At 70.7% G+C, this 12,188-nt stretch carries 14 protein-coding genes; 8 read left to right on the forward strand and 6 right to left on the reverse strand.

Going from position 1 to position 12,188, the window contains the following annotated elements:
• Nucleotides 1-85: 85 nt before the first annotated feature.
• Both EG812_RS05380 and EG812_RS29500 read right to left on the reverse strand, forming a co-directional pair.
• Complete coding sequence (locus EG812_RS05380; protein WP_126710900.1) at nucleotides 86-2,038, reverse strand: ABC transporter ATP-binding protein; 1,953 nt, start codon at nucleotides 2,036-2,038, stop codon at nucleotides 86-88.
• A 263-nt stretch (nucleotides 2,039-2,301) separates the two neighbouring features.
• The gene (locus EG812_RS29500; RefSeq protein ID WP_233579381.1) at nucleotides 2,302-2,643 is read right to left on the reverse strand and encodes a barstar family protein; all 342 of its coding nucleotides are present in this window, start codon (nucleotides 2,641-2,643) and stop codon (nucleotides 2,302-2,304) included.
• On the opposite strand from EG812_RS29500, the gene EG812_RS29505 reads away from it, so the two are divergent.
• Nucleotides 2,629-2,817, forward strand: a complete 189-nt coding sequence (locus tag EG812_RS29505; RefSeq protein ID WP_233579382.1) for a DUF4241 domain-containing protein — start codon at nucleotides 2,629-2,631, stop codon at nucleotides 2,815-2,817. The genes EG812_RS29500 and EG812_RS29505 overlap by 15 nt on opposite strands.
• Nucleotides 2,818-2,953: 136 nt before the next feature.
• On the opposite strand, the gene EG812_RS05390 is transcribed toward EG812_RS29505, so the two are convergent.
• Nucleotides 2,954-3,727 carry an SDR family NAD(P)-dependent oxidoreductase gene (locus tag EG812_RS05390; protein WP_199743806.1) on the reverse strand — a complete coding sequence of 258 codons (774 nt, stop codon included), beginning with the start codon at nucleotides 3,725-3,727 and terminating at the stop codon, nucleotides 2,954-2,956.
• A 158-nt stretch (nucleotides 3,728-3,885) separates the two neighbouring features.
• On the opposite strand from EG812_RS05390, the gene EG812_RS05395 reads away from it, so the two are divergent.
• From EG812_RS05395 to EG812_RS05415, 5 genes are all read left to right on the forward strand, one after another.
• The gene (locus tag EG812_RS05395; RefSeq protein WP_043721100.1) at nucleotides 3,886-4,788 is read left to right on the forward strand and encodes an AraC family transcriptional regulator; all 903 of its coding nucleotides are present in this window, start codon (nucleotides 3,886-3,888) and stop codon (nucleotides 4,786-4,788) included.
• A 122-nt stretch (nucleotides 4,789-4,910) separates the two neighbouring features.
• Nucleotides 4,911-6,488: a phenylacetate--CoA ligase family protein gene (locus EG812_RS05400; RefSeq protein ID WP_126710903.1), complete on the forward strand. Its 1,578-nt coding sequence runs from the start codon at nucleotides 4,911-4,913 to the stop codon at nucleotides 6,486-6,488.
• A 2-nt stretch (nucleotides 6,489-6,490) separates the two neighbouring features.
• The gene (locus EG812_RS05405; RefSeq protein WP_126710904.1) at nucleotides 6,491-6,931 is read left to right on the forward strand and encodes a DUF4188 domain-containing protein; all 441 of its coding nucleotides are present in this window, start codon (nucleotides 6,491-6,493) and stop codon (nucleotides 6,929-6,931) included.
• Nucleotides 6,928-8,007: a GNAT family N-acetyltransferase gene (locus tag EG812_RS05410; protein WP_126710905.1), complete on the forward strand. Its 1,080-nt coding sequence runs from the start codon at nucleotides 6,928-6,930 to the stop codon at nucleotides 8,005-8,007. Before EG812_RS05405 ends, EG812_RS05410 begins: the two co-directional genes overlap by 4 nt.
• A complete protein-coding gene (locus EG812_RS05415; RefSeq protein WP_126710906.1) occupies nucleotides 8,008-8,982 on the forward strand; it encodes a nitroreductase family protein in 975 nt (324 codons plus the stop codon).
• A 34-nt stretch (nucleotides 8,983-9,016) separates the two neighbouring features.
• Here the strand turns inward: EG812_RS05415 and ybiA are convergent, their stop codons facing one another.
• Complete coding sequence (ybiA, locus tag EG812_RS05420; RefSeq protein WP_126710907.1) at nucleotides 9,017-9,589, reverse strand: riboflavin biosynthesis intermediates N-glycosidase; 573 nt, start codon at nucleotides 9,587-9,589, stop codon at nucleotides 9,017-9,019.
• A 41-nt stretch (nucleotides 9,590-9,630) separates the two neighbouring features.
• Entirely contained in the window at nucleotides 9,631-10,038 is a 408-nt protein-coding gene (locus EG812_RS05425; protein ID WP_193386259.1) for a MerR family transcriptional regulator, read from the reverse strand.
• 25 nt (nucleotides 10,039-10,063) lie between these two features.
• Here EG812_RS05425 and EG812_RS05430 point away from each other — a divergent pair, with 25 nt between their 5' ends.
• Nucleotides 10,064-10,867: an aminotransferase class IV family protein gene (locus EG812_RS05430; protein ID WP_126710908.1), complete on the forward strand. Its 804-nt coding sequence runs from the start codon at nucleotides 10,064-10,066 to the stop codon at nucleotides 10,865-10,867.
• Between the two features lie 153 nt (nucleotides 10,868-11,020).
• On the opposite strand, the gene EG812_RS05435 is transcribed toward EG812_RS05430, so the two are convergent.
• Nucleotides 11,021-11,449, reverse strand: coding sequence for a hypothetical protein (locus EG812_RS05435; protein WP_126710909.1), 429 nt, complete (start codon nucleotides 11,447-11,449; stop codon nucleotides 11,021-11,023).
• A gap of 352 nt (nucleotides 11,450-11,801) precedes the next feature.
• Between EG812_RS05435 and EG812_RS05440 the strand changes: the two genes are divergently transcribed.
• Entirely contained in the window at nucleotides 11,802-12,146 is a 345-nt protein-coding gene (locus EG812_RS05440) for a hypothetical protein (protein WP_233579383.1), read from the forward strand.
• Nucleotides 12,147-12,188: the final 42 nt, after the last annotated feature.

Genomic DNA, 12,188 nt, shown 5'->3' on the forward strand with positions numbered 1-12,188 from the left:
TCTCACATCGACCACCGACAAGATTCCCCGAACAGGGCGGCGGCCGTCGTGCAGCGCGGAGGTGCAGCCGGCCGGATGCCGTGCGTCAGCCGGAGGCAGTGGGCTGGCGGGGCAGCGGTGACGTGGCCGGGGTGGTGCGGTAGCCGGCGGCCTGGAGGGTGAACAGGTCGGCGTACCGGCCGCCTGCGGCCATGAGTTGGTCGTGGGTGCCGGTTTCGACGAGCCGGCCGTGGTGCAGGACGTAGATGCGGTCGGCGTGCCGGACGTTGGCGAGCCGGTGGGTGATCAGGATGGTGATGCCACGTCCCTGCCGGTCGCGGATGGCCTGGAACAGGGCGTCCTCGGCGCGCGGATCGAGGGCGGAGGAGGGCTCGTCCATGATGAGCAGGTCGGCGTCGCGCAGGAAGCCGCGGGCGGCGGTGATGCGTTGCCACTGCCCGCCGGAGAGGTCCTGACCACCGGCGAAGGTACGGTCGAGCAGCGTTTCGTAGCCGTACGGCAGATCGGTGATCATGTCGTGGGCGACGGCGCGGGCGGCGGCGGTCTCGATGCGGGCCTGTTCGGGGACGGTGGTGATGTCGCCGATGGCGATGTTCGTGGCGGCCGTGAACGGCCAGTTGTGGTACTCCTGCGTGACGACGGCGATCCGGGCGCGCAGCGTGTCGTTGTCCCAGTCGGCCGCCGGGCGGCCGTTGAAGCGGATGGTGCCGCCCGTCGGGGTGCGCAGGAGGGCGATCATCGTGGCGAGGGTCGACTTGCCGGAGCCGTTCTCGCCGACGAAGGCCACCGTCTGCCCGGCCTGGATGCGCAGGCTCACCCCGTCGACGGCGGCGGTCTCGCGGTCGGGATAGCGCAGCCGGACGTCGTCCACCACGATCTCCCGCAGCTGGTCAGGTGCGTCCGCCGCGGGGGCGGCGGGCGGGGGCAGATAGTCGGCGGCGCGGGTCATGAAGCCCGTGTAGTCGCGAAAGTGCTGCCCCTCGGTGTAGATCCGGTCGGTCTGGAAGGTGACCACGGCCAGCGACCGCTGCGCGGACTGGACGGCGATGACGCAGGTCGCGGCGGCCGCGAGGGGGATCTGCCCGTCGATGAGCAGCAGACCGAGCAGGACGTACACCACCGCGGTCGCGATGCCGCCGATCATCGCCCCGACGGTGGTGGTCGTGGTCACCCGGCGGGCCAGAGCGAGTTGGATGTCGGTCTCGACGCCCATGACCCGGTCGTACTGGTCGAGCAGGAAACCACGCAGGCCGTAGGAGCGTAGTTCGGGGGCGGAGTCACGTTCGGCCATCAGGCGGTGCAGCAGCCACATCCGTCGTCGCCGCACCGACCCGGCGGCGTAGGTCCGGTAGCGCAGATGTCCGGCCCGCAGCGACGCCCACCCGTTCGGCACGGTGGCCACCAGCAGGGCGAGCAGCAGCAGCGGGTGGATCACCACGACGGCGATCGCGACGGCGAGCACCCCGGCCAGGCCGGCGAGCAGATTCATCGACGCCTGCACCAGGTCGGTGGTGGAGGTCGAGCCGCGGGTGGCCCGTTCCATGTCGTCGGCGAACGCGTCGGCGTCGAACGCCTCCAGCCGTACCGCGGTGGTCATCTCGAACAGCCGTCGCTCGACCTCCCGGTCGACCTTCGGGGTGAGGCCGTTCTGCGCGTACCCCATTGCGGCTGTCATGCTCGCTCGCAGCGCGGTCACCGCCGCCAGCGCGATCAGGGCGGGTAGCGCCGCGATCACCTTGTCGGCGGTCGGCCCGCCGGCGAACAGTTCCACGAGCACCCGCTGTGCCGCGAGCAGCCCGAACGCCGACATCACCCCGGCGCCGACGGTGGTTACCGCCACGACCGAGGTACGCAGCCGGTCGGCCCGCCAGCTGACGACGATGGCGGCCCAGACCAGGCGGGGCAACTCGGAGAAGACCGCGAACAGGCTGGCCTCGGCCCGCGCCCGTACCCCGGTCTCCCACCACAGCTCCCGCAACTCCGGCAGTACGGAATCCTGCCGTGACGACGTACGGGTGCCGTGCTCTGTCGTGGACATGGAAGTACCTCCCGGAAACGAGCAGGATCGGCGGCGGTGGCGGCGCGGACTGGCGTTGGCGGAGGTGCCCCGACGGTGACGTCGGCGGACGTTGTGGACTGCACTCATCAGCTCGCGCGTGCCACGCCGAGATCCGGGACGACGTCAGATCGCAGCGTGTAGCAGTCCACTCCCGCAGAGTAGTGGCGTGTGGTGTCGGGAGGATGCCACCCAGCGCAGTTCCGACACACGCTTGCCCGGGTGGCCCCGATCGGGTGGCGTGGTCAGCGGAGGTCGACCTCGACCTGGTGCGCCGCGAGGATGTCCAGCAGATCGTCCAGAATGGTCGCCGGTGCCAGCCGACGTCCGTCACAGCCGGCGACGAGGTGCGCGCGGGCGACTGCCGAGTCGTGCCACACCAGGCGGAACGGTGTCCGTGCGCCGAAGCCTCCGCGCAGACAGTCGTGGAGCGCGTCGAGGTTCCAGCCGAAGTACCCGCCGGGCCCGTTGACCGCCTCGCCGATCGCGCAGTAGAACCCTTCGATGTCGGTGACGTACCGCCCGTCGAGGTCATAGGTGGTGCCGGGGGGCCGGTCGGCGGCATCGATCCGGTGGGCGAGTGCCACTCCGGCCCAGTGGTGGCGCAACTCGCGGTGGTGGTGGAGGAGCGGACCGGGGCCAACGTGTACGTGGTCGGTTCGGGTTGGGGCGACGGCGTGTACGCGACCTACATCGGCCGCACCGCCGAAGGGGACATGGCCAGCTTCGTCACCGATTTCCGCGTCGTGCCGCTCGATTAGCCAGCCGGCGGCTCATTTCTGCGGCAGGTCGAGGCGTCGACGCCAGTTCGAGGTGCCGAAGGTCCGACGTTCATGCTGGCCGCGCCGCGTCCGCCCGCACGCCCGTTGCCGGGCGGCGGGCGGACACCGTGGGCGCTCAGAGGTCGTAGCCGCCGGAGACCTCGATGTTCTGCGCGGTGATCCAGGCACCCGTGTCGTCGAGCAGGGCGGCGATGACCTTGCCGATGTCGTCGGGTTCCCCGAGGCGGCCGAGCGCGGTCTGGGCGGCGAGCATCGGGATCACCTCCGGGTACGCCTCGAAGCCCACGACGCCCGAGGCGTCGGAGAGCCGGGTCCGGGTCGGCCCCGGTGAGACGGCGTTGACCCGGATGCCACGAGCGGCGAACTCCTTGGCCATGTAGCGGGTCAGCACGTTCAGGCCACCCTTCATGGTGGCGTACGCGGAGTAGCCGGCGTCGACGAGGCCGGTGGGCAACGCCGAGTTGCTGCTGACGTTGACGATGGCGCCACCGTCGGCGAGCAGTGGCAGCAGCGCCTGGGTGAGGAAGTAGGGGCCCTTGAGCAGCACCCGCATGAACCGGTCGAACAGTTCCTCGGTGGTGTCCTCGAACATCGCCATTCCACCGAAGCCGGCGTTGTTGACCAGGTGGTCGAAGGTGTCCCGCTGCCAGGTGTTGCGCAGCGCGGTGACGACGTCGTCGCGGAAGGCCGGGAAGGTGTCGCTGCGGCCGATGTCGAGCCGGAGCGCGACGGCGGTGCCGCCCTCCTTCTCCACGGCCGTCACCGTGTCCTGCGCGCCGGCCGGGTTGCCGCTGTAGGTCAGGATGACGCCCGTGTCGCGCTTGGCGAGTTGGATTGCCGTGCTCTGGCCGATGCCGGAACTGGCACCGATGACGATTGCGACCCGCATGCTGTCCACCTGTTCATTCATGGAGCTTCTGTCAGCTCCCGGCGATTCAGATGAGTCCATCTGATCAGCCTGAACAGGTGATCTGTTAGAAGGATGTTCCCGACCTCTTGCCTGATCCTCTCATACGGTGGAGGCAGCGTCCGTGCTTGAATTGTCCGGTGTCGCTTGACGAATTGAGGGGGTTGCTGGCCCGTCACGCCCGCCCCGACGGCAGCACCGCCATCGACGGGGTGCTGATCGGCCGGGCCGATCAGGCGCACCTGCCCTCGGCGTCGATGTCCGGCACGGTGCTGGCGCTCATCGCCCAGGGCGCGAAGACCCTCGCCCTCGGCGACCGGGTGTACGAGTACCGCGCCGGCCAGTACCTGATCGCCTCGGTCGACCTGCCGGTCACCGGCCACTACACCGAGGCCAGCCGCGAGCGCCCGGCCCTCGGGTTCGGCCTCGTCCTGGAGCCGGCGGCGATCGCCGAACTGCTGCTCGACACGCCACCGGGAAGCCTGCCCCGGACCCACGGCGCACCGTCCGCGCTCGCCGTCAGCGACGCCCCGGTCGAGCTGGTCGACGCCGCGGTACGGATGCTGCGGTTGCTGGAGACGCCCCGCGACATCCCGGTGCTCGCCCCCATGATCAAGCGGGAGATCCTGTGGCGTCTCGTCACGGGGGAGCAGGGCGAGACGGTCCGCCAGGTCGGCCTGGCCGACAGCAACATCGCGCACGTCAGCCGCGCGGTGCGCTGGATCCGCGACAACTACCGGGAAGCGTTCCGGGTGGAGGAGGTCGCCCAACTGTCGGGCATGAGCCTGTCCGCGTTCTACCGCAACTTCCAGGCCGTCACCGCGATGAGCCCCATCCAGTTCCAGAAGCAGATCCGTCTCCAGCAGGCCCGGCTGCTGCTGGCCACCCACCCCGACGACGTCACAGGTGTCGGGCACGCGGTGGGGTACGACAGCCCGTCACAGTTCAGCCGCGAGTACCGCCGCCACTTCGGCGCCCCACCCAGCCAGGACGCCACCCGTCTCCGCCGCACCGCGCTCACCCCCGTGCCCGCCATGCCGTAGCGGTCGATCCGGTCGGCACTGCCGGCCCCTGGAAGCGGCACCGTCGACTGAGTAGGGATGCTCAGCCCGGACACCGTTCGCGGTCTCAGGTGCTGGCCCGTCGGCATCGCGAGGATCATGGCATGGCCGATCTGCCGCACCGACACCTCGCTCTGCGTACCACTTCTTCACCGCTGCCGGCCCTGGCCGCGCGTGGCCGGCAGGCCGTGCTGGCCCCCCTCGGGCGCGCGGTCGCCGCGTTGAGCCGGCTCGTCGGCCGCCACCCCGCCGGATGGCGGTGGATGGCGCGGCGACACCACCCGGCCCTGGACGCGCTGGCCGCGGCGCACGCGCGGGCCGTCTGCGTACGGGCCGCCCGGCAGGTGCCCGCCTACCGGGCCTTCCTGCGCGCCCGTCCGGGCGGTGTGCGTCGTCGGCTGACGGATTTCCCGGAGACCGACAAGCTCGGCTACGTGGTGGCCCACGACGCCGCCGCCCGCTGCTGGCACGGGCGGTTTCCCACCCGAGGGGTGGTGGTCGACGAGTCGGCCGGCTCGTCGGGGCGGCCGTTCAACTGGCCGCGAGGGGACCGGGAACTGCGGGCGGTGCACCGGGACATCGTCGGCTACACCGGGCTGGTCTTTCCGATGCGTCGACCGTTCGTGATCAACGCGTACTCGATGGGGGCCTGGGCGACCGGGACGACGACAGGTGCCGCGATGGCCCGGATCGCCGTGGTGAAGAACACCGGGCCGGACCTAGGGAAGATCGTCGACACGCTGCGCGAGTTCGGTCCCGACTTCGACTACCTGGTGACCGCGTACCCGCCGTTTCTCAAGCATCTGCGCGACCGGCTCGACGCCGAGGAGTTCCCCTGGTCGCGGTACCGCATCTACGCCAGTTGCGGCGGTGAGGGGATGACCGAGGCGCTGCGCGACTACCTGGAGCAGCGGTTCGCGCTGGTCCGCTCGGCGTACGGGGCGTCGGACCTGACCATCGGCATCGGCGCGGAGACCCGGTTCACGGTGTGGCTGCGGCGGCGGCTGCAGAACGACCGGGCGCTGCGGGCCGAGTTGCTCGGCACCGACGAGCAGCGGCTGCCGATGGTGTTCCAGTACAACCCGTTCGCCACCTACCTGGAGACCAATGAGCACCGGGAGTTGATCTGCACGGTCACCGGTGACGTGCTCCAGCCCCGGCTGCGCTACAACATCGGCGACGAGGCGCTGCTCGTGCCGTACCGGCGGATCGTCGAGCTGGCGCACGCCGACCCGGTACGCCGGGCCGAGTTCCGCACCGCCGTCTCCGCGGAACGGATGACCCTGCCGGTGTTGCTGCTGTTCGGCCGGCGCGACTCCACGGTCTCCTACCTGGGGGCCAACCTCTACCCCCAGGACGTCGAGTACGGCCTCTACACCGGCAACGCGTACGCCGCCGAGATCAGCCGCTTCTGCCTGGCGCTGGTCGAGGACGCGGCGCTGGAGACCCGGCCGGTGATCCACATTGAACTGCGCCGTCCGCTGCCCGCGTCGCAACGCGAGGCCCTCGCCGCCGCCTGCCGCAGCGGGGTACGCCGGCACCTCACCTCGGTCTCCCGGGACTTCGCCCAGTCGCTGTTGGAGGACCCGACCGCCGGTGACCTGCGGGTGGAACTGCACGATCCCGGCAGCGGCCCGTTCGTCGGCGATCAGAAGATCAAGAACGTCTATCTGGTGAGGTGACCATGCGTACCCGTGACTTCTCCCGCGCTCCCGCGCAGGCCCGCGCCGGGGCCATGTTCATCGGCGCGACCCGCTACACCAACCCGCTGGTCCTGCTGCGGCTGGCACCGGCCTGGTTCCGGATGGTCCGCGACATGCGACGGATGTCCGGCTACTGCTGGCACACCGTCTACTGGCAGTTCCCGCTGACCCTCGGCACGATCGCCTTCTTCACCGACCGCGACGCGATGCTGCGCTTCGCCCGGACCCGCGAGCACCGCCGGTTGATGGTCTGGTTGACCGACGGCACCCGCAACGCGACCGCCGGCTTCATCCGGCTCTACACCGCCGCCCCCGACGGATACTCCAACGGCACGTGGCGCGCCGAAGGCCCGGAGATGGGACACATCGCCACCTTCACCCCCATCGGCGCGGAGCGCACCGGGCCGGAGGTCGTGCGGTGAGAACCCGGTTCGAACGGGTCACCGGCCGCCGGGACCTGCGGGACTTCTGCACCCTCACCGACCGGCTGTACGCCGGCGAACCGCGTCACGTGCCCACCCCACGGCAGCAGATTCGGCGGTGGTGGCGCGACGGCGTGCCGATGTACCTGCTGCGCGACGCCACCGGCACGGTGATCGGACGTACCACTCTGCACACCGACGCGGCCTTCGACGCCAAACTCGGCCGCCGCTGCCAGCTCTTCGGGCTCACCGAGTTCACCGAGCCGGCCGCCGGGCCGCTGTTCGACGCGATCACCGCCCACGCCGCCGCCGACCGGGAGCTGCTCTTCGGCCCGGTGGCGCTGCTACCCAACCAGGCCGGTGGGGTGATCACCTCCGGGTACGCCGACCGGGGTTTCGTCGACAGCGCCTGGAACCCGCCGCACTACCCGATCGCCTACGAGGCGTACGGGTTCCACCGCCGCTTCGAAGCCGACACCTGGATCTGCCCCGTGCCCGCCCCGCCGCAGCCGAAGCCGTCGACATACATAAAATCCGATGGCGTACGCCTCGAAGTGCACCGAGGTGAGCTGCGCCGCCTCGACGAGCAGCTCGACCTGCTGCGCGGGATGCTCAACGACTCCTTCGCCCAGCTCGGCTACTACACCCCGATCTCTGCCGAGCAGCTGCGGCGGCAGACCGACGGGCTGGCGTACCTGCTGGACGAGTCGCTGCTGCTCTACCTGACCCGCGACGGCGCGGCGGTGGCGTTCGTGCTCTGCGTACCGGACATCAGCGAGTTCCTGGCCGGGGTGCGCGGCAACCTGCACCCGGTCAACCAGCTGCGGTTGCTGGTCTCCCGCCGCCGCTACCGGCGGGAGGCGGTGCTGATCATCAAGGGTGTCGTGCCGCAGTACCAGGGACACGGTTACCAGCGGCTGCTCTCCGCCCACCTGCACCACAACCTGTACGCCGCCGGCTACACCACCCTGCGCAGCACCTATGTCGAGCGGGACAACCCGGCCTCGGCCGCCCAGTACCGACGCCTCGGCGGTCGCCCGCTGCACGGGTACACCTTCTACGCGAAGGAGCGGTAGGTGGACTTCGCCGCGTTCCGTGCGCTCGCACCGCTGTGCTGGCGGGCCCCGAGCGCTCACAACACCCAACCGTGGCGGCTGCGGTACGAGTCCGCAGCGATCCGCGTCGGATGGGACGCCGCCCACACGCTGCCGGCGGCCGACCCCAACGGCCGCGACCTGCGGCTGTCCCTCGGCGCGTTCGTCGAGACCTGTCTGATCGTCGCGGCCGACGCCGACCTGCCCCTAAAGTACGTCGCCGACCACGACGACCGGTGGGTGGGTCGGCTGCGGCCCACCACACACCGCTACTCGACCCCCTTCCGCGCCATCGACGTGTGGGAACGCCGTACCGACCGGGGTCACTTCGCCGCCGGTCCGGGACCGGACGTGCTCGCGGCGGTGGACCGGATCGCCCGACGAGCCGGCGGCAGCGTACGGGTCGTGCCGCACGCCGGCCGGCTCGGTGCCCTCCTGCGCACCGCCGACCGGCACCTGTACGCGGACCCGGCGATCACCGCCGAACTGCGCCGCTGGCTACGGCTCGACCCGGCGCACCCGAAGTACCACACCGACGGGCTCACCGACCGCTGCCTCGCCCTGTCCCGGCCCGCCGCGGTGGGCCTACGCGCGGCGCTGGCCGCGTACCCGGTGCTGCGCCCACTTGGCCTGCCCCGGCTGCTCGCCGCCGCCGACAACCCGCTCGCCCGAGGCGGCACCGTGCTGGCCCTGGTCGCCCCCGACAGCCTCGACCCGGCCGGGCAGGTCGAGTTCGGACGGGTGCTGATGCGGTGCTGGTTGACGCTGCACACAGCCGGGCTGGCAGCCCACCCGCTCAGCCAACTGATCGACGTCGCCGCCACCCGTACCGCCCTCGCCGCGCTGCTGGACGTGGCACCCGAGCGGCTGTTGCACGTCGTACGGGTGGGCCTCCCCACCCGGGCCGCGCCTCGCTCGGCCCGCCGGGTCGGCGGCGGCCCTCCCACCACCTCCTGATCACGACAGCCCGGTCCCCACGTCACGGTCTCGATCAGCGGGCGGCTTCCTGTCCGGTCAGGATGTCGCGGGCCTGCATGAGTGCGAAGCCGAGCAGGTTCAGCCCGCGCCAGCGTGCCGGGTCGGTGGCGTGCGGATGGTCGGCGGCCAGGCCGATGCCCCAGATCCGGTCGAGCGGGCTGGCCTCCACGAGGACCCGCTTACCGGTGCCGGTCAGGTACGTGCGCAGCGCAGGATGCTTGTCGAACTTCGCGACGGTGCCGGTCAGCACGATGTCGTAGCGGTGCTGCTCCCACACGTGTTGGTCGAAGCCGGTGACCTGCCGGCCCAGCGTCTTCGCCGCGTGCGGGTGCGCCGCCGCCAGGACCCGGGCGGCGGTGGCGTCATCGTCGAAGAGGGTGGCCTTGCGCCACATCATGTAGTGCTCGGCGGTGGCGAAACGCAGCCCGTCGATGGTGAACGGCGCCGGCCACCACTGACTGAGGCAGCCCGCCCCGGCGCTGCCGTCGCGCTGCGGCTGGTGGCCCCAGAAGAACAGGAACTTCACCCGGGCACCCGAGCGCATCGCCGCGGTCAGGTCGGCGACGCTGTGTACTGACGTGACCATGTGAGCGAGTCTCCGGCAGCAGGCGTTGCGCCGCACCGCCATTATCGCGGCGCGCCCGCCCCGAGCTGTCCCTGCGTCGGGCTCGACGAGTCGATGAGCCCTTGCAGGGCGGTGCGGGTGCTCAGTAGAGCGGCGATGCGTTCGTCGTACGCCTGCAGGTGTTCGACGAGGGTGGGCACCGCGCAGGGTTCGAGTCGGCCGGGTTCGTGGATGCACCCCAACAGTTCGGCGATCACACGAGTCGGCAGGCCGGCGTCGAGCAGGAGGCGGATGGAGCGGACCTGCTCCACCGCCGAGACGTCGAAGAGCCGCTGCCCGGTCGTGGACCGCTCGGCGGGCAGCAGGCCCTGGTTGTCGTAGTAGCGCAGCATCCGCGGGCTGACCCCGGTGCGCAGGGCCAACTCACCGATGCGCAGCAACTGCCTTCGCTGGCCGTTTGCCTGTGACACTGATGTCAGCTCCTACCGTCCTGGCATGGCTGTCTCGCTCACTCATCTCAACGGTAAGCCCGCCACCGCCGCCGACCTCGCGCCGTTGGCGTTCGCCGGCTACGCCCACTTCACCGCGATGCAGGTCCGCGACCGGGCCGTCCGGGGCCTGGATCTGCACCTGGAGCGGCTGCGTCGGGCCAGCGAGGTGCTGTTCGGCCAGCACCTGTCCACCAGCCGGGTCCGCGAGTACCTGCGCCTGGCCGTCGACGAGGGCGGGCCGGACGCGTCGGTGGCCTGCTTCGTCACCTCCCGGCCGGGGGAGTTCATGGTCGACGACACCGACCCGGCCCTGGACGTGCTGATCAAGCTCACCGACCCGGCCCAGCCGCCGACCGGGCCGATGGCCCTGGACGTCGTGAGCCACCAGCGGCACCTGGCGGGCATCAAGCACGTCGGCGAGGTCGCCAAGACCTGGTACCTCCGGCAGGCCCGAGCCCGCGGCGTCGACGACGCCGTCTTCGAGGGCGGTACGGGCCGGCTCAGCGAAGCGACCATCTGGAATCTGGCCTTCTGGGACGGCGAGACGGTGATCTGGCCGCAGGCCGACCTTCTGCCCGGAGTCACCATGCAGATCCTCACCCGTCAGCTTGCCCACCTCGGCGTCGCTCAGCAGACCCGCGACATCCGCCGGGCCGACCTGACCGAGAACCTGGCATGCGTCCTCATGAACTCGTGGACCCCCGCCATTGCCGTCTCCCACCTGGGCGACCGGCAACTCGCCGACGGCACCACCTTCGCGCACCTCCTGCACGAGGCGTACCGGAACGAACCCCCGACCCGGCCCTGACACCTCAGCGCCTGCGGCAAGGTCACGCTCGATCGTGGATCGAGTGGTCCCCTCGCGGCTCCGATGCCACTCAATCCCTGATCGAGCGCGATCTCGCAAGAGCGTGTCACCGCCACCTGACGCACATCACCCGCCCGGACACGGGTGCCCCTGTCACGGATTGCGGCGAGCCGTTCCGCCGTAGAGGTGCACGCGGTGGTCGACATCGCGGTCCGGCTGTCGGTGTACGAAGTGTCCAGGAGTCACCTGGCCGTAGCTGACGTGCACCAGCCAATCCTCGTAGTACCAGCTCGGGCTGCAGGCGCAGCCGGTGAACCGGAAGTTCGCCCGGTAACGGCCGACCTGACCTGTGGTCAGCGTGAACAGGCGAGTGGAGGCGTACGGTCGCGGATAGGCTGCCGCACCGGGCAGCCGGTCGACGGTGAGGGTCTGTCCGGTGCGGCCCAGCCAGAGGCCGATGTCGCGGGCCTGCTTCACGCCGCCGTGCAGCACCTTTTCCTGGCGTTCGTAGTCGACCGCCTGGTCAGCCAGGACCTCGTGGACGACCACATCGCCGTCCGGCAGCGACCGGGGCAAGGCCACGGCCCGGTCGAGGCCACGGCGTGCGTTCGCGGCTGTCGCGCCGCGTGCATCAGCCGTCCACCGCACGCGAACCCGCTGAACAACGATCACACCTGAGCTTCGCTCAGCCCGCGCCCCACCCGCCAGCCGGTATCTTCGAACACCGTCGCGGGGCGTACGTCGATCGCCATGACGCCTACCCTGCCATCGTCCACCGACACCGCACGGCGATCCCGGCAGGACCATCGGCTGGGATACCCGGGCCGAAGCGATGGCATCGGCCCGCACGCCGAGCAGGAGCGCCGGCCGCTCGGCAGAGCCGGAGCCGGGTACGAGTCGACAGGCTGTTCGCTGCAGTCGCTAGTCTCGCCGCGTGCGTGATGATCAATGCGACGTGTGGACGCTGCACCGGCGGGACGATGGCGGCCTGCTTGCTGATCTCGTGGTGACCGGTGGTGACTTCCCGTGGCTCAACGCTCATGTCCGTCCGACGGAAGGCTTCCCGGAGGTCCGGCCGCTCTTCGCCGAGGAACTGCGGTTGCTCGACCACATCGACCAGAACGGTGAGTCCTGGGAGCGCGCGTACGACGCGGTCCGCAATGCCGTGACGCTGCGGTACCCGCAGGGCCGGGAGGTGCCCGAGTTCCTGCTGCACATCGAGGGCGATGAGGCCTGGTGGCGGTGGAGCGACGAACCGTTCGACAAGGAGGACAGCTAGTCCCCTGAGCGCAGACGAGCGGGCACGTCGGCTCTCTTGACC

Source organism: Verrucosispora sp. FIM060022 (genome assembly GCF_003977705.1).
Classification (GTDB): domain Bacteria; phylum Actinomycetota; class Actinomycetes; order Mycobacteriales; family Micromonosporaceae; genus Micromonospora; species Micromonospora gifhornensis.

Bases quoted from the DNA above. Each gene is read 5' to 3' on its own strand.
- EG812_RS05380 (WP_126710900.1), bottom strand. From the start codon at position 2,038: ATGTCCACGACAGAGCACGGCACCCGTACGTCGTCACGGCAGGATTCC.
- EG812_RS05390 (WP_199743806.1), bottom strand. From the start codon at position 3,727: ATGCGGGTCGCAATCGTCATCGGTGCCAGTTCCGGCATCGGCCAGAGC.
- EG812_RS05400 (WP_126710903.1), top strand. From the start codon at position 4,911: ATGGCCGATCTGCCGCACCGACACCTCGCTCTGCGTACCACTTCTTCA.
- EG812_RS05405 (WP_126710904.1), top strand. From the start codon at position 6,491: ATGCGTACCCGTGACTTCTCCCGCGCTCCCGCGCAGGCCCGCGCCGGG.
- ybiA (WP_126710907.1), bottom strand. From the start codon at position 9,589: ATGGTCACGTCAGTACACAGCGTCGCCGACCTGACCGCGGCGATGCGC.
- EG812_RS05430 (WP_126710908.1), top strand. From the start codon at position 10,064: ATGGCTGTCTCGCTCACTCATCTCAACGGTAAGCCCGCCACCGCCGCC.